This window comes from Pseudomonas sp. GW823-FHT06E10 (assembly GCF_058794995.1).
Window position 1 is genome coordinate 17,427 of the sequence record NZ_JBXAHJ010000020.1, and the last position, 20,224, is coordinate 37,650.

The 20,224-nt window shown below is 60.1% G+C and carries 17 protein-coding genes; 11 read left to right on the forward strand and 6 right to left on the reverse strand.

The features are described 5' to 3' along the window. Window positions 1-38: 38 nt before the first annotated feature. Complete coding sequence (locus AC1Q6Y_RS25355; protein WP_090456646.1) at window positions 39-689, reverse strand: GNAT family N-acetyltransferase; 651 nt, start codon at window positions 687-689, stop codon at window positions 39-41. Window positions 690-946: 257 nt separating this feature from the next. Between AC1Q6Y_RS25355 and xthA the strand changes: the two genes are divergently transcribed. Further along, window positions 947-1,759 (forward strand): exodeoxyribonuclease III, encoded by an 813-nt coding sequence (gene xthA, locus AC1Q6Y_RS25360; protein ID WP_057714133.1) that lies wholly within the window; start codon window positions 947-949, stop codon window positions 1,757-1,759. 198 nt (window positions 1,760-1,957) lie between these two features. Beyond that, window positions 1,958-3,298, forward strand: a complete 1,341-nt coding sequence (locus AC1Q6Y_RS25365) for a phosphate ABC transporter substrate-binding/OmpA family protein (RefSeq protein ID WP_492625405.1) — start codon at window positions 1,958-1,960, stop codon at window positions 3,296-3,298. 125 nt (window positions 3,299-3,423) lie between these two features. Here AC1Q6Y_RS25365 and AC1Q6Y_RS25370 read toward each other — a convergent pair whose 3' ends face one another. Then, window positions 3,424-4,653: an acyl-CoA dehydrogenase gene (locus AC1Q6Y_RS25370; protein ID WP_095059574.1), complete on the reverse strand. Its 1,230-nt coding sequence runs from the start codon at window positions 4,651-4,653 to the stop codon at window positions 3,424-3,426. A 165-nt stretch (window positions 4,654-4,818) separates the two neighbouring features. On the opposite strand from AC1Q6Y_RS25370, the gene AC1Q6Y_RS25375 reads away from it, so the two are divergent. The 3 genes from AC1Q6Y_RS25375 (at window position 4,819) to AC1Q6Y_RS25385 (ending at window position 7,401) form a co-directional block, all read left to right on the forward strand. Beyond that, window positions 4,819-5,748, forward strand: a complete 930-nt coding sequence (locus tag AC1Q6Y_RS25375) for a LysR family transcriptional regulator (RefSeq protein WP_090456650.1) — start codon at window positions 4,819-4,821, stop codon at window positions 5,746-5,748. A gap of 205 nt (window positions 5,749-5,953) precedes the next feature. Then, window positions 5,954-6,355 (forward strand): MerR family transcriptional regulator, encoded by a 402-nt coding sequence (locus AC1Q6Y_RS25380; RefSeq protein WP_057714129.1) that lies wholly within the window; start codon window positions 5,954-5,956, stop codon window positions 6,353-6,355. A gap of 146 nt (window positions 6,356-6,501) precedes the next feature. Beyond that, the gene (locus AC1Q6Y_RS25385) at window positions 6,502-7,401 is read left to right on the forward strand and encodes a hydroxymethylglutaryl-CoA lyase (RefSeq protein WP_150812596.1); all 900 of its coding nucleotides are present in this window, start codon (window positions 6,502-6,504) and stop codon (window positions 7,399-7,401) included. A 682-nt stretch (window positions 7,402-8,083) separates the two neighbouring features. Here the strand turns inward: AC1Q6Y_RS25385 and AC1Q6Y_RS25390 are convergent. Further along, on the reverse strand, window positions 8,084-9,781 hold the full coding sequence (locus AC1Q6Y_RS25390) for an AMP-binding protein (RefSeq protein ID WP_407515643.1): 1,698 nt from the start codon (window positions 9,779-9,781) through the stop codon (window positions 8,084-8,086). Between the two features lie 248 nt (window positions 9,782-10,029). Between AC1Q6Y_RS25390 and AC1Q6Y_RS25395 the strand changes: the two genes are divergently transcribed. The 4 genes from AC1Q6Y_RS25395 to AC1Q6Y_RS25410 all read left to right on the forward strand — a co-directional run bounded on the left by AC1Q6Y_RS25395 (window position 10,030) and on the right by AC1Q6Y_RS25410 (window position 15,718). Then, a complete protein-coding gene (locus AC1Q6Y_RS25395; RefSeq protein ID WP_340314095.1) occupies window positions 10,030-11,193 on the forward strand; it encodes an isovaleryl-CoA dehydrogenase in 1,164 nt (387 codons plus the stop codon). A gap of 12 nt (window positions 11,194-11,205) precedes the next feature. Beyond that, window positions 11,206-12,813 carry a carboxyl transferase domain-containing protein gene (locus AC1Q6Y_RS25400; protein ID WP_090456656.1) on the forward strand — a complete coding sequence of 536 codons (1,608 nt, stop codon included), beginning with the start codon at window positions 11,206-11,208 and terminating at the stop codon, window positions 12,811-12,813. A 137-nt stretch (window positions 12,814-12,950) separates the two neighbouring features. Further along, window positions 12,951-13,763, forward strand: coding sequence for a gamma-carboxygeranoyl-CoA hydratase (locus tag AC1Q6Y_RS25405; protein WP_340314098.1), 813 nt, complete (start codon window positions 12,951-12,953; stop codon window positions 13,761-13,763). After that, the gene (locus AC1Q6Y_RS25410; RefSeq protein ID WP_492625406.1) at window positions 13,763-15,718 is read left to right on the forward strand and encodes an acetyl/propionyl/methylcrotonyl-CoA carboxylase subunit alpha; all 1,956 of its coding nucleotides are present in this window, start codon (window positions 13,763-13,765) and stop codon (window positions 15,716-15,718) included. Before AC1Q6Y_RS25405 ends, AC1Q6Y_RS25410 begins: the two co-directional genes overlap by 1 nt. A gap of 39 nt (window positions 15,719-15,757) precedes the next feature. On the opposite strand, the gene AC1Q6Y_RS25415 is transcribed toward AC1Q6Y_RS25410, so the two are convergent. Further along, a complete protein-coding gene (locus tag AC1Q6Y_RS25415) occupies window positions 15,758-16,405 on the reverse strand; it encodes a LexA family protein (RefSeq protein WP_150812591.1) in 648 nt (215 codons plus the stop codon). A gap of 129 nt (window positions 16,406-16,534) precedes the next feature. On the opposite strand from AC1Q6Y_RS25415, the gene AC1Q6Y_RS25420 reads away from it, so the two are divergent. Together AC1Q6Y_RS25420 and AC1Q6Y_RS25425 are read left to right on the forward strand one after the other, a co-directional pair. Further along, window positions 16,535-16,876, forward strand: coding sequence for a DUF6124 family protein (locus AC1Q6Y_RS25420; RefSeq protein ID WP_223504161.1), 342 nt, complete (start codon window positions 16,535-16,537; stop codon window positions 16,874-16,876). 485 nt (window positions 16,877-17,361) lie between these two features. Continuing rightward, window positions 17,362-18,513 (forward strand): M14 family metallopeptidase, encoded by a 1,152-nt coding sequence (locus AC1Q6Y_RS25425; protein ID WP_492625407.1) that lies wholly within the window; start codon window positions 17,362-17,364, stop codon window positions 18,511-18,513. A 62-nt stretch (window positions 18,514-18,575) separates the two neighbouring features. Here the strand turns inward: AC1Q6Y_RS25425 and AC1Q6Y_RS25430 are convergent, their stop codons facing one another. Beyond that, on the reverse strand, window positions 18,576-19,121 hold the full coding sequence (locus tag AC1Q6Y_RS25430) for a cytochrome b (protein ID WP_057714120.1): 546 nt from the start codon (window positions 19,119-19,121) through the stop codon (window positions 18,576-18,578). Then, complete coding sequence (locus AC1Q6Y_RS25435; protein WP_492625408.1) at window positions 19,118-20,203, reverse strand: catalase family peroxidase; 1,086 nt, start codon at window positions 20,201-20,203, stop codon at window positions 19,118-19,120. The genes AC1Q6Y_RS25430 and AC1Q6Y_RS25435 overlap by 4 nt, the downstream gene beginning before the upstream one ends. Window positions 20,204-20,224 lie beyond the last annotated feature (21 nt).

The following is a 20,224-nucleotide window of genomic DNA, read 5'->3' on the forward strand; positions in this document are numbered from 1 at the left end:
AGCGTGATAGAGCCTGACATGCAAAGAAAGTTCGCCGTTCAAGCGGTTGCAGTATGTAACACCTGGGGATTGGGGTGAAAAAACACGTGCTCGCGAATCGGTCCTACGGCAACTTCACCGATTTCCTGATAGCCCTGGCGCTTATAGAACTCCAGGTAGCGAGGGTTCCCGGTATCGAGGATCACGCCCTGTGAGTTTTCATCCACGGCGCACCAGTTGTGCACGGCTTGCAACAGTTGTTCGCCGAAATGTTTGCCCTGGAACTGCGGATGAACCCCCAGCAACGGCAGGACGTGCACCGAGTCGTTTGGCACACAGGCTTCCACGGCAGCGTGATACTCGAGGTAGCGACGGGTGCAGCGAAATCCCGTACTGAGCACCATGCGCAGGCGCCAGGCCCAACTTTCGGTGACGCCGAGGCGACGTTGCGGCGGTGCGATCAGGGCGATACCGATCAGGCGGTCGTTGACCAGCAGGCCGATGGCCGGCAGGTCCTGAAAAAAGTGCTGGGTCACCAACTCGCGCACGGTGGCGCGAACCCGCTGTTCGTAGCCGGGGCGCTCGGCTTCGAACAGATAGCCGAAGGTCGGCTCGTGTCGATAAGCCTGGTACAGCAACGAACGCGCTTCGCGGCCGTAGCCGCTGTCGAGCATGTGAATATCGGCGATAGCGGTCGAGGTTTCGGGCATGACGGTTGATCTCCCCGGCACAGCTCGGGTGGCTGCGCTCTTGTTGTTACGAGCCTGTTGGCGCTGACACAGTTCCTTACAGATCCGCAATCAGTGTAGGCAATGAAACCGCCTTTGCTTTTGTGGGAGCGAGCTTGCTCGCGATAAGGCCATCACTATCGACGCAAAGCTGACAGGCAAAACCGAATCCCCTCACCCCACACTGGCCCGATTCCCACATGTCAGCTAGCATCGCCCTTTTGCCAGGACTGCCGACCATGAAGATCGTCTCCTTCAACATCAACGGGCTGCGCGCCCGTCCCCATCAGCTGGCGGCGCTGATCGAAAAGCACCAGCCCGATGTGATCGGCTTGCAGGAAACCAAGGTCCACGACGAACAGTTCCCGCTGGCCGAGGTGCAGGCCCTGGGTTATCACGTGTACTTCCACGGGCAAAAAGGCCATTACGGCGTCGCCCTGCTCTCGCGCCAGGAGCCGCTGGCACTGCATAAAGGTTTCGCCACCGACGAAGAAGACGCCCAACGACGCTTCATCTGGGGCACCTTCGCCGACGCCAACGGCGTACCGGTGACCATCATGAACGGTTATTTCCCACAGGGCGAAAGCCGCGACCACCCGACCAAGTTCCCGGCCAAGCAGCGTTTCTACGGCGATTTGCAGCAATTGCTGGAAAGCCAGTTCAAGAACGACCAGCCGCTGGTGGTGATGGGCGATGTGAACATTTCCCCGGAAGACTGCGACATCGGCATCGGCCCGGACAACATGAAGCGATGGCTGAAAACCGGCAAGTGCAGCTTCCTGCCGGAAGAGCGCGAGTGGATGGCCCGTCTGAAGAACTGGGGCCTGGTCGACAGTTTCCGTCACTTGAACCCGGACGTGACCGACACCTTCAGCTGGTTCGACTATCGCAGCCGTGGCTTCGAAGACGAGCCCAAGCGTGGCCTGCGCATCGACCTGATCCTCGCCTCCCACGGCCTGTTGCCACGGGTGAAGGCCGCCGGTGTGGACTATGAACTGCGAGGCATGGAAAAACCTTCGGACCATGCACCGATCTGGCTTGAGTTGAGCTGATTCAGGACCAACCACAATCCCCTGTGGGAGCGAGCTTGCTCGCGATAGCAGTCTTACATTCAACATCGATATTGAATGTAAAGGCCCCATCGCGAGCAAGCTCGCTCCCACAGGGGACCACCACTGCAATTTGTCATTTTTCGGAAACCTTACTGACTTAATCTCCCGACACCTCCTTTGGCTTTATATGGTGCCGGCATGATGCTGCGCGTGTTGTTCCTGTTGATGCTGTGCACGGGCTTGCCGCAGGCGGCCTCGGCCGGCGACTTGCCGACACCCGAACACGGCCCGGCGCTGCGGATTCAGGGTTCCAACACCATCGGTGCGGCATTGGGGCCGGCGCTGGTCGAGGGTCTGTTGAGTGAACAGGGCCTGCGCAAGATCCGCCGTGAAACCCCGGACACCGCCAACGAACTGCGCATCGTCGGCGAAACCGTTCAGGGCCGTCGGGTCGTGGTGGAGGTAGCGGCCCATGGCTCCAGCACCGGTTTCACTGCACTCAAAGCAGCCAGCGCCGATCTGGCCGCCTCGTCGCGCCCGATCAAGGACAGCGAACTGGCCAGCCTGCAATCACTCGGCGACCTGAAAAGCCCGAGCGCCGAACAGGTCATTGCCATCGATGGCCTGGCGATCATCCTTCATCCGGACAATCCGCTGAACCAACTCGACACCGTGCAACTGGCGCGCATTTTCAGTGGCGAGGTGAAGAGCTGGGAAGACATTGGCGGTCGCGGCGGGCCGATTCATCTGTATGCACGGGATGATCAGTCCGGGACCTACGACACCTTCAAGGAACTGGTCCTCAGCGGCCACGGGAAAACCCTCGGCAGTGCGGCGAAGCGCTTCGAGTCCAGCGAACAACTGTCCGATGCGGTCAGCGCTGACCCGCATGGCATCGGTTTCATCGGTTTGCCCTACGTGCGCCAGGCTAAAGCCGTGGCCATTGTCGACGGTCAATCGCAAGCCATGCCGCCGCTCAACAGCCTGATTGCCACGGAAGATTATCCGCTGTCCCGTCGGCTGTTCTTCTATCTGCCACCCAACGGGAAAAATCCCTGGGCCAATGCCCTGGTGGCGTTTGCCCAAAGCACTAAGGGTCAGGCCATTGTGGCCGCCAATGGCTTTATCGCCCAAACCGTCCAGGCCATGGCCGTTACCCCCAATGCGCTGATGCCAGAGGGTTATCAGGCGCTAAGCAGACATGCTCAACGGTTGTCGGTGAACTTCCGTTTCGAGGAAGGCAGCGCCACCCTGGACAACAAGGCCCGACAAGACCTGTGGCGGGTGCTCGACTATATAAAGCAGCACGACAAAACGGCTGGGCAAGTGACGCTGGTGGGGTTTGGCGATGCCAAGAGCGACCCGGCGCGCGCCGATCTGTTGTCGAAGCTGCGGGCCATGGCGGTACGGCGGGAGTTGGTGAAGAGCGGCGTGGTGTTTCGCGAGATTCGCGGATTCGGTGCCGAAATGCCGGTGGCGGCCAATAGCGCCGATGAGGGAAGGATCAAGAATCGGCGAGTTGAGGTTTGGGTGTATTGAGCCAGATGTTGGTGCATTGAATGGAATGACGCCTTCGCGAGCAAGCCCGCTCCCACACTGAATCTTCGCCGTGGAGAGATCCAATGTGGGAGCGGGCTTGCTCGCGAATGGCAGGCGCCGCGGTCTTAGTGTCCGCTACGCATCATCTCCTTCGGCACATATTTGCCGATTTCGAACTTGCCGATTGCCGCACGGTGCACTTCGTCCGGGCCGTCGGCCAGGCGCAAGGTGCGTTGCATTGCATACATGTAGGCCAGCGGGAAATCGTTGGAAACCCCTGCCCCGCCATGGATCTGGATCGCCCGGTCGATCACCCGCAATGCCACGTTTGGCGCGACGACCTTGATCTGCGCGATCTCGCTTTTCGCCACTTTGTTGCCGACGGTGTCCATCATGTACGCCGCTTTCAACGTCAGCAGGCGTGCCATGTCGATTTCCATCCGCGAGTCGGCGATCTTGTCGATGTTGCCGCCCAGGCGTGCCAGAGGCTTGCCGAACGCTGTGCGGTTCACCGAGCGCTTGCACATCAGTTCCAGGGCGCGCTCGGCCATGCCGATCGAACGCATGCAATGGTGAATCCGGCCAGGGCCAAGGCGACCTTGAGCAATTTCGAAGCCGCGTCCCTCGCCCAGCAGGACGTTTTCGTAGGGCACCCGCACGTTTTCGAAATGCACTTCGGCGTGCCCATGAGGTGCATCGTCGTAACCGAACACCGGCAGTGGACGCACGATCTTCACACCGGGCGCATCCACCGGCACCAGAATCATCGAGTGCTGGGCGTGACGTGGCGCATCCGGATTGCTCAGGCCCATGAAAATCAGGATTTTGCAGCGCGGGTCGCAAGCACCCGAGGTCCACCATTTCTTGCCATTGATCACCCACTCGTCGCCATCGCGCACGGCACGAGCAGCCATGTTGGTGGCGTCGGAGGACGCGACATCCGGTTCGGTCATGGCGAATGCCGAGCGGATCTCGCCGCGCAGCAGCGGTTCGAGCCAGCGTTGTTTCTGCTCTTCGTTGGCGTAACGCACCAGCACTTCCATGTTGCCGGTGTCCGGTGCCGAGCAGTTGAACGGCTCTGGCCCCAGCAGCGAGCGGCCCATGATTTCCGCCAGTGGCGCGTATTCGAGGTTGGTCAGGCCGGCACCCAGTTCGGACTCAGGCAGAAACAAATTCCACAGGCCTTCGGCCTTGGCCTTGAGTTTCAGTTCTTCCATGATCGCCGTCGGCTGCCAGCGATCGCCCTCGGCGACCTGGCGCTCGAACACGGCTTCGGCGGGATAGACGTAGGTGTCCATGAACGCTGTTACGCGCTCACGCAGTTCCTGAACCTTGGGCGAATAAGCGAAATCCATGAGCGAGATACCTTCTTGGGGGAGGTTGTTTTAGGTCATGTATCGATGCTAGAACAGCGTTGATAATTTACCTAGCCTATTCTCGGCGTGTATAAACATTCATCACCGATATATGATCGGCTGATCGTCACGGTCAGCCCGCCCACACAATAAGAGAGCCGCGTAATGAATCTGAGCAAGGTCGATCTCAACCTTTTCATCGTCTTCGACGCGATCTACACCGAAGCCAACCTGACCCGCGCCGGGCAGATTGTGGGCATTACCCAGCCAGCGGTGTCGAACGCTCTGGCCCGGTTGCGCGAGACCTTCAACGACCCGTTGTTCGTGCGCACAGCCCAGGGCATGGTGCCCACGCCCATGGCGCAGAACATCATCGGCCCGGTACGCAACGCGCTCTCGCTGCTGCGCGTGTCGGTGCAGGAAAGCCGCATTTTCAACCCGCAGCAAGCGGTCAAGACCTATCGCATCAGCATGACCGACCTGACCGAAGCGGTGATCCTGCCGCCGCTGTTCCAGCGCCTGCGCCGCCTGGCTCCGGCGGTGATCATCGAAAGCTTCCTGTCCAAACGTCGCGAAACCACCAAGGAACTGGCCGCCGGTCGCCTCGACTTCGCGGTGGATGCGCCGCTCAACACCGACCCGCAGGTGCGTCACGTCAAATTGATGGAGGACCGCTACGTGTGCGCCATGCGCAAGGGGCATCCGCTGGCGGGCAAGGAAAAACTCACACTGGACGATTACCTGAGCCTGACCCACATCCATATTTCCAGTCGTCGCAGCGGCCTCGGCTATGTCGACCTGGCGCTGGGCAAGATGGGCATCCAGCGCAAGATCGCCCTGCGCTCCCAGCATTACCTGATGGCCTCGCAAGTGTTGCAGCAGACCGACATGGTCATGACCGTACCGGAACGCTTCGCCCGTCGTAACGATTTGCACGCCTTTTATCTGCCGGTCAACGATGTACCGCCGGTGGAAACCCACCTCTACTGGCACGAAAGCACTGACCAGGACCCGGCGAACCGCTGGATGCGCGAGCAGATGATCGAGTTGTGCCAGCAGGTGACGGCGCAGGAGAAAAAGCTCGAGAAGGTGTAGGGCTTGATACCGAGGTGCCCCCATCGCGAGCAAGCTCGCTCCCACAGTAGGTATCCAGTGAACACAATACTTGTGTCCGACACAGATCCCTGTGGGAGCGAGCTTGCTCGCGATGAGGCCCTTCTCCACACCGGAAAGACCTGCCCCTTGACGTAAACGTCAACCTGCCATTAGCTTAGCGCCATGACCTTTTGCGAGCGCGTCCATGAGCAGCCAGACCTACAGCATTTCCGATCTCGCCCGCGAGCTCGACATCACCACCCGTGCCATTCGCTTTTATGAAGAGCAAGGCCTGCTCAGCCCCGAGCGTCGTGGCCAGGAACGCATTTACTCACCCCGCGACAAGGTCAGCCTGAAGCTGATCCTGCGGGGCAAGCGCATCGGTTTCTCCCTGGCTGAATGCCGCGAGCTGATCGAGCTCTACGATCCGTCCAGCGGTAACACCAAACAGTTGCACAGCATGCTGGCGAAAATCAGCGAGCGCCGGGAACAGCTTGAACAGCAAATGCTGGACATCGAACAGATGAAACTGGAACTCGATACCGCCGAAGAGCGCTGCGTGCAGGCGCTGGAGCAGACGCTCAAAAGCCAGGAAGTCATTCAGTAAAACCCGACCCCTTGTAGGAGCGAGCCTGCTCGCGATGGTCGTTAACGATAACGCGTGTTTGCTGGATAAACACGGTGCCTGGGAGCCCATCGCGAGCAGGCTCGCTCCTACAGGGTTCTCCGAACAATCAGCACAGGTCGAACCCCATGCCCCTCCCCACCCACGTACGCATTGTCGAAGTCGGCCCACGTGACGGCCTGCAAAATGAAGCCCAACCCATCAGTGTTACCGATAAGGTGCAACTGGTCGACGCACTGACCGCAGCCGGGCTCGGCTATATCGAAGTCGGCAGTTTCGTTTCGCCCAAGTGGGTGCCGCAGATGGCCGGCTCCGCTGAGGTCTTCGCGCAGATCCAGCGCAAACCTGGCGTGGTCTACGGCGCGCTCGCCCCCAACCTGCGCGGTTTCGAAGATGCCCTCGCCGCCGGGGTCAAGGAAGTGGCCGTGTTCGCGGCGGCGTCCGAAGCGTTTTCCCGGCGCAACATCAATTGCTCGATCAGCGAAAGCCTGGAGCGTTTCGGGCCGATCATGGACGCCGCCAGACAACATGGGGTGACTGTGCGCGGGTATGTGTCCTGCGTGCTGGGCTGCCCCTATGAAGGTCATGTCGCCCCGGAGCAGGTCGCCGTGGTCGCCCGCGAGCTGTATGCCATGGGCTGCTATGAGGTCTCGCTGGGGGACACCATCGGCACCGGCACCGCTGGCGCAACCCGCAAGATGTTTGAAGTGGTATCGAAGGAGGTGCCCCGGGAGAAACTCGCCGGGCACTTCCACGACACCTACGGTCAGGCTGTGGCCAACATCTACGCCAGCCTGCTGGAAGGCATCTCGGTGTTCGACAGCTCCATCGCAGGTCTCGGCGGCTGCCCCTACGCCAAGGGCGCCAGCGGTAACGTCGCCACCGAAGACGTGGTTTACCTGCTCAACGGCCTGGGCATCGACACCGGAATCGACCTCGACGCCTTGATGCTCGCCGGCCAGCAGATTTGCACGGTATTGGGTCGCCCTACCGGCTCCCGCGTGGCCAAGGCCCGCAGCGCACAGTGAGTGCGCTGAGTGTGTCCGGGTGTTACCGCACGGACTCAAACGTGGGCACAAGCGAGTAACACGGAAACAAAATGTAGGGTTTTGCCTGAGGCGCAAAACCCTACAAATTTTCAAACCATTGATTTTAAAGGCTTTTATAAAGTTGGCACGCCTCCTGCTATATCTATCGCATAACAAGAATAAAAAAATTGCAGCAAACCTAATAAAAACAAGACGTAACGACTCTGACATAACAAAAACAACACGGCAGAGACGCAGCTAACAGATTTTTTTGGAGAAGATGTGCTTTTCAGGGTGCTTTTCGGAGTTACCCGCAACCGGGCAGAGAATAATAAAACTACCTTCAGGTAGCTCCCGAACTGGTTGGATCGCTTAGCGAGAAAGTAGATCAGCGCTCAAAAAAATACGTTTGCTCTTGATCCCGAATGGGGATCGCCAAAAACAGCGGTAAAGGGCAACGGTTGCCAAAAACAAAAACAGACCGACCCTCAATAATAAAAAAAGAGCACGCGCAACAAAAATTAAAGGGGAGCTTCGGCTCCCCTTTGTGCTGTCTGCGATTCTGAAAACTCTGCAAGACACTGTGGGAGCGAGCTTGCTCGCGATGGCGGTGGATCAGTCAGCACAAATGTTGAATGTCACACCCTCATCGCGAGCAAGCTCGCTCCCACAGGCTTCCTCTTCATTCCTGCTTTTCGCGCAACTCCTCGATACTGATCTCGCGCATCCGGAATTTCTGGATCTTGCCAGTCACCGTCATCGGAAACTCCTCGACGAACTTGAAGTAGCGCGGCGTCTTGAAGTGCGCGATGCGCTCCTTGCACCAGGCTTGCAGCTCTTGCTCGGTAGCGCTGTGGCCGGGGTGGAACTTGATCCAGGCGACAATCTCTTCGCCGTAGCGCGAGCAAGGAATGCCGATCACCTGCACATCCGCAACGGCCGGATGAGTGAAGAAAAATTCTTCCAGCTCCCGCGGGTAAATATTCTCACCACCACGGATGATCATGTCCTTGTTGCGCCCGGCAATGCACACGTAACCCTCGTCGTTCATGCTCGCCAGGTCGCCGGTGTGCATCCACCCAGCCTGATCGATGGCGTCCGCCGTGCCTTCAGGGTTGTTCCAATAGCCGAGCATCACGCTGTAACCGCGGGTGCATAGCTCACCGATGGTGCCACGCGGCACCAGGTTGCCCGCTTCGTCGATGATCTTGCTTTCCAGTTGCGGCTGGGTGCGGCCGACGGTGGTCACGCGCAGTTCCAGGTCGTCTGAAGGACCGGTCTGCAACGACACCGGACTGGTTTCCGTCATGCCGTAGGCAATCTGCACTTCGCTCATGTGCATTTCGCTGATGACCCGGCGCATCACCTCGATAGGACAGGTTGCGCCCGCCATGATCCCGGTGCGCAGGCTCGACAGGTCGAACCCGGCACGCTGAGGTTGATCGAGCATGGCGATGAACATGGTCGGTACGCCGTACAGCGCGGTGGCCTTTTCTTCAGCCACAGTGTCCAGGGTCAGCAACGGATCGAACGCGTCGTTCGGGTAAATCATCGTACTGCCATGGGTGATGCAGCCAAGATTGCCCATGACCATGCCGAAGCAGTGATACAGCGGCACCGGGATCACCAGGCGATCGGCCGCCGTCAAGCCCAGGCTTTCGCCAACCATGTAACCGTTGTTGAGAATGTTGTAGTGACTGAGGGTCGCACCCTTGGGAAAGCCGGTGGTGCCAGAGGTGTACTGGATGTTCACCGCCTGATCGAAATGCAGGCTTTCCTGACGTTCGCGCAATTGTTCAGGAGACACGCTGCCAGCCAGATCCGTCAGTTGCGACCACGGCAGGAAACCGCTGGGCGGCTGCACATCCAGGCTGATCACGCCGCGCAACTCCGGCAACCGCTCGCTGAGCAATTTACCGATGGACTGCTCCGCCAGTTCCGGCACCAGGCCCTGCACCATGGCGTGATAGTTCGAGGTCTTGAAGGCCCCGGCACACACCAGCCATTGGCAGCCGGATTGCTTCAACACGTATTCGAGTTCGGAACTGCGATACGCCGGATTGATGTTGACCAGGATCACGCCGATTTTCGCGGTGGCAATTTGGCTGATGCACCACTGCGCACAGTTCGGCGCCCAGATACCGAGGCGGTCCCCGGCTTGCAGCCCCAGCGCCAGCAGTGCCCTGGCGTGCAGGTCCGCGGCCTCGGCCAATTGCCGCCAGGTATAACGCAGCTGTTGATGGCGCACCACCAGCGCCTCCCCGTCCGGGTACTGCGCAACCGTGTTGTCGAACGCCTGGCCGATGGTCATCGCCAGCAAGGCTTTGTCCTGGGAACCACGGGTGTAACTGCGTTGCGGGCTTGCACTGGGTTGATCCATGACGACCCCTATTGTCTTTATTTTGTAGGAGCGAGCTCGCTCGCGAAGAACGTCAAGGCACCGCGTTTATCCAGACAACACGGGGTATCGTTGACGTCCTTCGCGAGCAAGCTCGCTCCTACAGAATCACCCAAGTTGACGTTTACGTAAAGGGTGATTGACAGCCATTCGTCACAGGCTTACGTTAACGTAAAGGTGAGAACCCATTGACAGTCTCACCAACCGACAAAAAAGCCAAAAGGTGACCCATGAACTATCCATCCCTGAACTTTGCCCTCGGTGAAACCATCGACATGCTGCGCGATCAGGTTCAGTCCTTCGTCGCCAAGGAGATCGCCCCGCGCGCCGCTCAGATCGACATCGACAACCTGTTCCCCGCCGACCTGTGGCGCAAATTCGGTGACATGGGCCTGCTGGGCATTACCGTGCCGGAAGAGTACGGCGGTGCCGGCCTGGGTTACCTGGCCCACGTGGTGGCCATGGAAGAAATCAGCCGTGGATCGGCTTCGGTGGCGTTGTCCTACGGCGCGCACTCCAACCTGTGCGTCAACCAGATCAACCGTAACGGCAACCACGAGCAGAAATCCAAATACCTGCCGAAGCTGATCAGCGGCGAGCACATCGGCGCTTTGGCCATGAGCGAACCGAATGCCGGTTCCGACGTGGTGTCGATGAAACTGCGTGCCGATAAACGCGGCGACAAGTACGTGCTCAACGGCAGCAAGACCTGGATCACCAACGGTCCGGACGCCAACACCTACGTGATCTATGCCAAGACCGACCTGGAAAAAGGCCCTCACGGCATCACCGCCTTCATCGTCGAGCGCGACTGGAAAGGCTTCAGTCGCAGCAACAAGTTCGACAAGCTCGGCATGCGCGGTTCGAACACCTGCGAACTGTTTTTCGATGACGTCGAGGTGCCGGAAGAAAATATCCTCGGCGTGCTCAATGGCGGCGTGAAAGTACTGATGAGCGGCCTCGACTACGAGCGTGTCGTGCTCTCCGGCGGCCCGACCGGGATCATGCAGGCGTGCATGGACCTGATCGTGCCGTACATCCACGACCGCAAGCAGTTCGGCCAAAGCATCGGCGAATTCCAGCTGATCCAGGGCAAGGTCGCCGACATGTACACCCAACTCAACGCCAGCCGCGCCTACCTGTATGCCGTGGCCCAGGCTTGCGAGCGCGGCGAGACCACGCGCAAGGACGCCGCCGGCGTGATCCTCTACAGCGCCGAACGCGCCACGCAAATGGCCCTCGACGCGATCCAGATTCTCGGTGGCAACGGCTACATCAATGAATTCCCGGCCGGCCGTCTGTTGCGTGACGCCAAGCTGTACGAAATCGGCGCGGGCACCAGTGAGATCCGTCGCATGCTGATCGGTCGCGAACTGTTCAACGAAACCCGCTAAACGGAGCTGCACATGGCTACCCTGCATACCCAGCTCAACCCCCGTTCAGCGGAGTTCGCCGCCAACAGCGCAGCGATGCTCAAGCAGGTCGACGCGTTGCACACCCTGCTCGCCCAAGTGGCGCAAGGTGGCGGCCCGAAGGCTCAGGAACGCCATACCTCGCGGGGCAAATTGCTGCCTCGCGAACGCATCAACCGCTTGCTGGATCCGGGTTCGCCGTTTCTGGAAATCAGCCAACTGGCGGCGTACGAGGTGTATGGCGAAGACGTCCCCGCTGCTGGCGTAATTGCCGGGATCGGCCGTGTGGAAGGCGTCGAGTGCATGATCGTCGCCAACGACGCCACGGTCAAAGGTGGCTCGTATTACCCGCTGACGGTGAAAAAGCACCTGCGCGCCCAGACCATCGCCCAACAGAACCGTCTGCCGTGCATCTATCTGGTGGACTCTGGCGGCGCCAACCTGCCGCGTCAGGATGAAGTGTTCCCGGACCGCGAGCACTTCGGGCGGATCTTCTTCAACCAGGCCAACATGAGCGCCATGGGCATCCCGCAGATTGCCGTGGTCATGGGTTCCTGCACCGCTGGCGGCGCGTATGTGCCGGCCATGGCCGATGAAGCGATCATGGTCCGCGAACAAGCGACCATCTTCCTCGCCGGCCCGCCGCTGGTGAAAGCCGCGACTGGTGAAGTGGTCAGTGCCGAAGACCTCGGCGGGGCCGATGTGCACTGCAAGATTTCCGGTGTGGCCGACCATTATGCCGAGAGCGATGAACACGCCCTGGCACTGGCACGCCGCAGTATCGCCAACCTCAACTGGCGCAAGCAAGGCGAGGTTCAGCAACGCACGCCGATCGCCCCGCTCTACAGCAGTGACGAGTTGTACGGCGTGGTCCCGGCCGACGCCAAGCAACCGTTTGACGTGCGCGAAGTGATTGCGCGGCTGGTGGATGGTTCGGTGTTCGACGAGTTCAAGGCGCTGTTCGGGACGACGCTGGTCTGCGGTTTTGCTTACCTGCACGGTTACCCGATCGCGATCCTCGCCAACAACGGCATCCTCTTCGCTGAAGCGGCGCAGAAAGGCGCGCACTTCATCGAACTGGCGTGCCAGCGCGGCATCCCGCTGCTGTTCCTGCAGAACATCACCGGTTTCATGGTCGGGCAGAAGTACGAAGCTGGCGGCATCGCCAAGCACGGCGCGAAACTGGTGACCGCCGTGGCCTGCGCCAAGGTGCCGAAGTTCACCGTGATCATCGGCGGCAGTTTCGGTGCTGGTAACTACGGCATGTGCGGTCGCGCCTACGATCCGCGCTTCTTGTGGATGTGGCCGAATGCGCGCATCGGCGTGATGGGCGCCGAACAGGCGGCCGGCGTGCTGGTGCAGGTCAAGCGCGAACAGGCCGAGCGCAGTGGCCATGGTTTCAGCGCCGAACAGGAAGCCGAGATCAAGCAACCGATCCTCGACCAGTACGAAGAACAGGGTCACCCCTACTATTCCAGCGCGCGTCTGTGGGACGACGGTGTCATCGACCCGGCCCAGACCCGCGACGTACTGGCCCTGGCCTTGTCCGCGTCGTTGAACGCGCCAATCGAACCGAGCCGCTTCGGCGTGTTCCGGATGTGATCCGACCTCTGTAGGAGCGAGCTTGCTCGCGATAGGCGTTAACGATAACGCGGGGCATCAGGTAGCCAGCGTCGGTTGAGCGCTCATCGCGAGCCTGCTCGCTCCTACAGAAGAATAGAGTTGTGGAGACGGACAATATGAGCGACTTCAACACCCTCGAACTGCTGACCGACCCCCGTGGATTTGCCACGCTGTGGCTCAGCCGTGAAGAAAAGAACAACGCCTTCAATGCCGAAATGATCCGCGAACTGATACTCGCCCTCGACAAAGTCGCCAGCGATGCCAGCCTGCGGTTTCTGATCGTGCGCGGTCGCGGCAAGCATTTCAGCGCCGGCGCCGACCTGGCCTGGATGCAGCAATCGGCCGAGCTCGATTACGCCACCAACCTCGATGACGCCCGGGAACTGGCGGAATTGATGTACAACCTGGCCAAACTGAAGATTCCGAGCCTGGCCGTCGTGCAAGGCGCAGCCTTTGGCGGCGCGTTGGGCTTGATCAGTTGCTGCGACATGGCCATCGGTGCCGATGATGCGCAATTCTGCCTGTCGGAAGTGCGCATCGGCCTGGCACCCGCGGTAATCAGCCCGTTCGTGGTGCAAGCCATTGGCGAGCGCGCTACACGTCGCTACGCCTTGACCGCTGAGCGCTTCGGCGGGCAACGGGCACGGGAAATCGGATTGTTGTCGGAGAGCTATGCAGGTGCCGAGCTGGAACAGAAAGTCGAGCAATGGATCGACAACCTGCTGCTCAACAGTCCGGCCGCGATGCGCGCCAGCAAGGACCTGTTGCGCGAAGTCGGCGACGGCTCACTGACCCCGGCATTGCGCCGTTACACCGAAAACGCCATCGCCCGCATCCGCGTCAGCCCCGAAGGCCAGGAAGGCCTGCGCGCCTTCCTGCAAAAACGTCCGCCGAGCTGGCAAGCCGAAACCACCAAGGAGCCCCGTTGATGAGCGCACCTGTCCTCACCACCCTGCTGGTGGCCAACCGTGGCGAAATCGCTTGCCGGGTAATGCGTACCGCCAAGGCCCTGGGCCTGACCACCGTGGCCGTGCACAGCGCCACCGACCGTGACGCCCGGCACAGCCGCGAAGCCGACATTCGGGTTGACCTCGGCGGCAGCAAGGCCGTCGACAGCTATCTGCAGATCGACAAACTGATCGCTGCCGCCAAGGCCAGCGGCGCCCAGGCGATTCACCCCGGCTATGGCTTTCTGTCGGAGAACGCCGGGTTCGCCCGCGCCATCGAAGCGGCCGGCCTGATTTTCCTTGGCCCGCCCGCCTCGGCCATCGATGCCATGGGCAGCAAGTCCGCCGCCAAAGCCCTGATGGAAACCGCTGGCGTGCCACTGGTGCCCGGTTATCACGGCGAAGCCCAGGACCTGGAAACCTTCCGCGCCGCCTGCGAACGCATCGGCTATCCGGTGTTGCTCAAGGCCACGGCCGGGGGTGGCGGCAAAGGCATGAAAGTGGTCGAGGACGTCAGCCAATTGGCCGAAGCCCTGGCCTCGGCCCAGCGTGAGGCGCAATCGTCGTTCGGCGACTCGCGGATGCTGGTGGAGAAATACCTGCTCAAGCCACGTCACGTGGAAATCCAGGTCTTCGCCGACCAGCACGGCAACTGCCTGTACCTCAACGAACGCGACTGCTCGATTCAACGTCGTCATCAGAAAGTCGTCGAAGAAGCACCGGCGCCAGGCCTGAGTCCGGAGCTGCGGCGCGCTATGGGTGAAGCCGCCGTACGCTCGGCGCAGGCCATCGGCTACGTCGGTGCCGGCACCGTGGAGTTTTTGCTGGATGCACGCGGCGAGTTCTTCTTCATGGAGATGAACACCCGCCTGCAGGTCGAACACCCGGTCACCGAAGCCATCACGGGCCTCGACCTGGTGGCTTGGCAGATTCGCGTGGCACGCGGCGAAGCGTTGCCGATGACTCAAGACCAGGTGCCGCTGGTGGGGCACGCGATCGAAGTGCGGCTGTATGCCGAAGACCCGGGCAATGATTTCCTGCCGGCGACCGGTCGCCTGGAGCTGTATCGCGAATCCGCCCAAGGGCCGGGGCGTCGAGTGGACAGCGGCGTTGAAGAAGGCGATGAAATATCGCCTTTCTACGACCCGATGCTCGGCAAGTTGATTGCCTGGGGTGAAGACCGTGAACAGGCGCGCTTGCGCCTGCTGAGCATGCTCGACGAATTCGCCATCGGCGGGCTGAAGACCAACATCAATTTCCTGCGGCGCATCATAGGCCACCCGGCATTTGCCGCTGCCGAACTGGATACCGGCTTCATTCCGCGTTATCAGGAACAGTTGCTGCCGACCCCAGCGGAACTCAGCGAGGATTTCTGGCAAGCCGCCGCCCAGGCGTTCGCCCAGAGCCAGCCTCATGCAACCCGCGCCGATGACCCGAGTTCGCCGTGGGCTGCACCTAACGGGCTGCGTACCGGCTTGCCGAGAGAAATCACCCTTCACTTGAGTTGTGAAGGTCAGGACCGTGCGCTGACGCTGGGCGACATCAATGCCCACAGCGCTCGGCTCAAGGGCGAGCAACTGCTGACCGAACACGAAGGCGTGCGCCGTCAGCACCGCGCAATACGCCGTGGCGATTATGTGTATTTGCAGTGGGATGGCGAGTTGCGCCGCATCGAGTCGTACGACCCGATCAGCGCCGTCGAGGCCAGCCACAGCCATCAGGGCGGGCTGACCGCTCCCATGAACGGCAGCATCGTCCGGGTACTGGTAGAGGCCGGGCAATCGGTCGAGGCCGGAGCGCAATTGGTGGTACTGGAAGCGATGAAGATGGAGCACAGCATCCGCGCGCCCCACGCCGGGGTGATCAAGGCGCTGTATTGCCAGGAAGGCGAAATGGTCAGCGAAGGCAGTGCGCTGGTCGAACTGGAAGAAGCGTGAAATGAAGATCGGTCCTACGCATCGCGAGGACCGATCTGATCAGAACCTGGCTGTTGCCTGAACCACTACACCGATGATTCGACACTCTTCGGTGTACAAGGCTTTCGGATACGTCGGATTGAGCGGGACCAGATAACGCTGCCCGCCCTCTTCGATGAGCTTGCGGAACGTGGCTTCGTTGCTGCCCGGCCACTGGGCAATGACCAGTTTGCCAGGCTCGACGTCCACCGCAGGGTCCACCAGGATCAGCATGCCTTCCGGGATACTGATGCCATTGGGTGCGGTCATCGCATCGCCTGCCACTCTCAACCAGAATGCCGGCCCCCGGGCGTGGTAATCGGACAGTTCAAAGTGCCCTTTTCCGTACACCGGAACCTCGCCGTCACGCACTTCGGCAGGTTCGCGCCAGTCACTGACCGGGTAGCGAAAGTACGGGTTGTACTTCTGTGTCAGGGGGATTTCGTCGTCCGTTGACGCCTGCGGCTCCCGGATCACCAGCGCCACTTCGAGAAACTCAAGGCCCAGCGCCCGCAGCACACGGTTCATGTCTTCGATGCCGGGTTCACGACGTTTGTTGAGCCAGTGGCCAATGCCGCCCTGGGACATCCCGAGGCGCTCGGCGAGTATCTCTTGAGTGATTTTGAGTTCACTCATCTTGGCCTTGACCAATTCAATCCATTTATCCATGTGCGGCACGATACGTGGGCGACTCCAGCCATCAAAACACAAAATGTAGTATTTAAATTGTCGTCACAAATACAGTTCGTATTAGGATCGGTTCACGGATCTGAATCTAACACGGAGCTTGCCATCGCCATGAACCAACCCACCAATGACCTGCCGGACATGCACATCGACACCACCTTTACCTCGCCCCTGGACTCAGCGGCGGCACAACGCGCGCTGGACTATTACTTGAAACCAGCTGTTTCGGAGGGAGTGGCCGAGCCGCGTTTTTTTGATGTAAACCGCAATATCAGCGGCGAAGAGGCGCTGGTCCATGCCCTGGACCTGTTGCGCTGTGCTGCCGCCACCGCGTACGAGTCCGCCAATCACCTGCAAGGCGCAAGCCGCGACCTCGCGTTTTCGACCGTACACATGATCGACATGGCCAAGGCGATGGTCGATCGATCGCTGGAGAAGTATGAAAACGGTTGAGCTGAGAAGACAAATCGAGAGGGCAGGAAAGAATTTTCCTGTCGCGCAGGCAAAAACATTTGACTTGCAAACGAGAATGATTATTATTGCATCAGCTGGTCGCGAGATCAGTCGATGGACCAGGTGACCTTAGGTCGGTCTCCTGGACTATCTCCTCATCAGGCTAATCACGGTTTTTGACCCGGCTTTTTGCCGGGTCTTTTTTTTGCCAGTTTTTCTGGCTTTGGCTTCAGGCTAATGAAGTCTTTGGGTGCCGCAAATTCGATGGCGCGGATGATATCAAAAGAATTCCAGTTGGCAAGAGAAGCCCGGCATCATTGGTTCAAACCAGCGACAGATAGCACTTGAGAATCAATCGCATAGCCTCTAAGCTGCGGCGGCGTCAAGGAGGACGCCCCCACCCTCGCACCCCGCAATTCCCCTCGGTTTCACCCCACTCTTGCGTGTAAAGTAGCCACCATAAAAATCATTTTCAGGACCCGATTATGGCCGTGGCTAAATCTTCTTTCGACATCAGTGCCAACTTCGACAGCGGCAATATCCAGGTAATCGATGTCAGCGACCCGCTCAAGCCCCTGCTGGCGATCCGCCCCGATACCAAGAGCAACCATTTCCAATGGTTTCACTTCAAGGCCAGCGGCCTGCATGTCGGCCAGGAGCACTGGTTTCGCCTGAACAATGCCAGCCAATCCTCCTACAACAAGGCCTGGGCCGGCTATCAGGCGGTGGCGTCCTACGATCACGTCAACTGGTTCCGCGTACCGACCATTTTCGAAGGCGACTGCCTGCGCTTCAGCCTCGAAGCCGAGCAGACCCACGCCTGGTTCGCCTACTTCGAACCCTACAGCCGTGGCCGCCACGACTGGCTGATCGAGCAGGCGCTGACCAAGGCCGGCACCGAACTGCTGGCCACCGGCAAGAGTGTCGAAGGTCGCGACATCCAGCTATTGCGCAAAGGCACAGGCGTCGAAGGCCAGCGCAAAGTGTGGATCATCGCCCAGCAACATCCGGGCGAGCACATGGCCGAGTGGTTCATGGAAGGTGTGATCGAACGCCTGGAAAGAAACGACGACCCGGTGCTGAACAAACTGCTGGCCGGCGCCGATCTGTACCTGGTACCGAACATGAACCCGGACGGCGCCTTCCACGGACACCTGCGCACCAACGCCATGGGCCAGGACCTGAACCGCGCCTGGCAGAACGCCAGCCAGGAAATCAGCCCGGAAGTCCTGTTCGTTCAGCAGCAAATGGAAAAATACGGCGTCGATATGTTCCTCGACGTCCATGGTGACGAGGAAATCCCTCATGTGTTCACAGCTGCTTGCGAAGGCAATCCGGGTTACACACCGCGGATCGAAAAACTCGAAGAGCACTTCCGCAACCACCTGAAACACACCACAAAGGATTTCCAGACCAAACACGGCTACACCCGCGACGAGCCGGGTCAAGCCAACATGACGCTGGCCTGCAACAGCGTGGGCCAGAAGTACGACTGCCTGTCGCTGACCCTGGAAATGCCGTTCAAGGATCATGACGATCATCCGAATCCGTTGACGGGGTGGTCGGGCAAGCGTTCGAAGCAGCTGGGCAAGGATGTGCTCACCACCATTGCAGATATGGTCGATACCCTGCGCTGATCTCCCTTCAAGATCAAAAGATCGCCGCCTGCCGCAGGCTGCGATCTTTTTCTCCATTGCAACTAGCCGCGATCCTTGCCCCGCAACATGCTGTCCAGCACATCATCCCGCCGCACCCAGCCGTGAAACAACGCGGCCGCCAAATGCAGCAACACGGTCAGAAACAGCAGGTACGCCAGATACCCATGGGCCTTGCGCAAAAACGCAAACAGCTGGGCGTTCGCCGGCACGATCGATGGCAACTGCAGCGAACTGCTGAGCATCACCGGTTCGCCCGACGCCGAAATCATCGTCCAGCCCAGCAGCGGCAAGACCAGCATCAAGGCATACAGCAATACATGCGAGGCCTTGGCCGCCATCGCTTGCCAGCCCGGCAAATCCGCCGGCAGCGGTGGTTGCGTGGTGGAGAACCGCACCACCAGCCGCACGATCACCAGCAGCAAGATCGCCACACCCAAAGGTTTGTGCAGATTGATCAGCCATTCATGACGCTCGGACACCGAGGCGACCATGCCGGCACCGATAAACAGCATGGCGATGATCATCAGTGCCATCAGCCAGTGCAGCAGTCGCGCCAATGGAGCGAAGTGGTTGGGTTGGGTGCTCATTGCTGGGCCTCCTGTTTGGCGGCGGGCAACTGGCTGACTTCGCTGGTGCGACGCAGGTAGGAATTGGCGTAACCGGCTGAACGAGCGGCGAGCAACGGGTCGTCGGATGCTTCGATACCGGCGGGTAAAACCAGCGGATCGTAATTGATGTCACGGCATTCGCCATTGAGTTGCGGCTGGGTTTTTTCCAGCACCAGCGTGCCTGCGTTCAACACTTTGCGCCCTTCAGGCCAGGCTTTGCTGGCGTCGTTTACTGGATCGCCGGGATTGGCCAGGATGATATTCAACTGCCAACGCAACGGTCCTGCGGCTATACGCTGAACCAGGTCTTTCTCCAGAAAGTCGCTGCCCTCGGGCGCCATGGCACCCGACGCATCCTGCGCTACCGGCACCATGCTCCAGCGCACAGCCTGGCGTTGTCCGGCAGCGTTCACCAGATAAAACGCGTTGACGCTGTTATAGGTCTCGGTGACGTAACTGGCTGACGGTTTGGCGGTCTTGATCCAGGCCAGAAAGGGTGCAGCTTCCGGATGCGCACCGAAAAACGCCGGAACCGCGGTCGGGTTCGGCTTGCCCGTAGCCGGGTCCGGCGACTGCGCCTGCTGCAATTGATAGAACGCCTCGGGCGTGCCCACCGGGAACACCGGCATGCTGTTCATCCCCGTGCGCCACTGCTGGCCGTTGGCCTGGGTGAAGCGCAAGGCCATGCTGCGGATCGGCACGGCACTGTCCGGAGCATAAGGGTTGCCGGCCGGCAAGGCGAAACGCCCGACCACCGGCGTCCGAGCTTCGTTGAACACCTGGGCGGTGGAATAGCTGCGCGCCTCACCGCTGCTCTCGAAATGCCCGATCACGCACACGCCTTTGGAATGGTTGCGACGGAACCCCGGATGCACGCCGTTGTTGGTTTCCAGCACGTTGATCAGTTTCTTCGGGGTCAGGCGCTGTGGGTCAAAGGTGCCGTTGACGTAGGCAAACGCCCCAGCCACGACGGCAACGACCACGGCAATGCCAGCCAGACGCAACGTCAGGCTTGCCGCACTCAAGGGTGGCCGGGTTGGCGGTGATGATCGATCTACCATGAAAGACTCCAGGGCCATCGG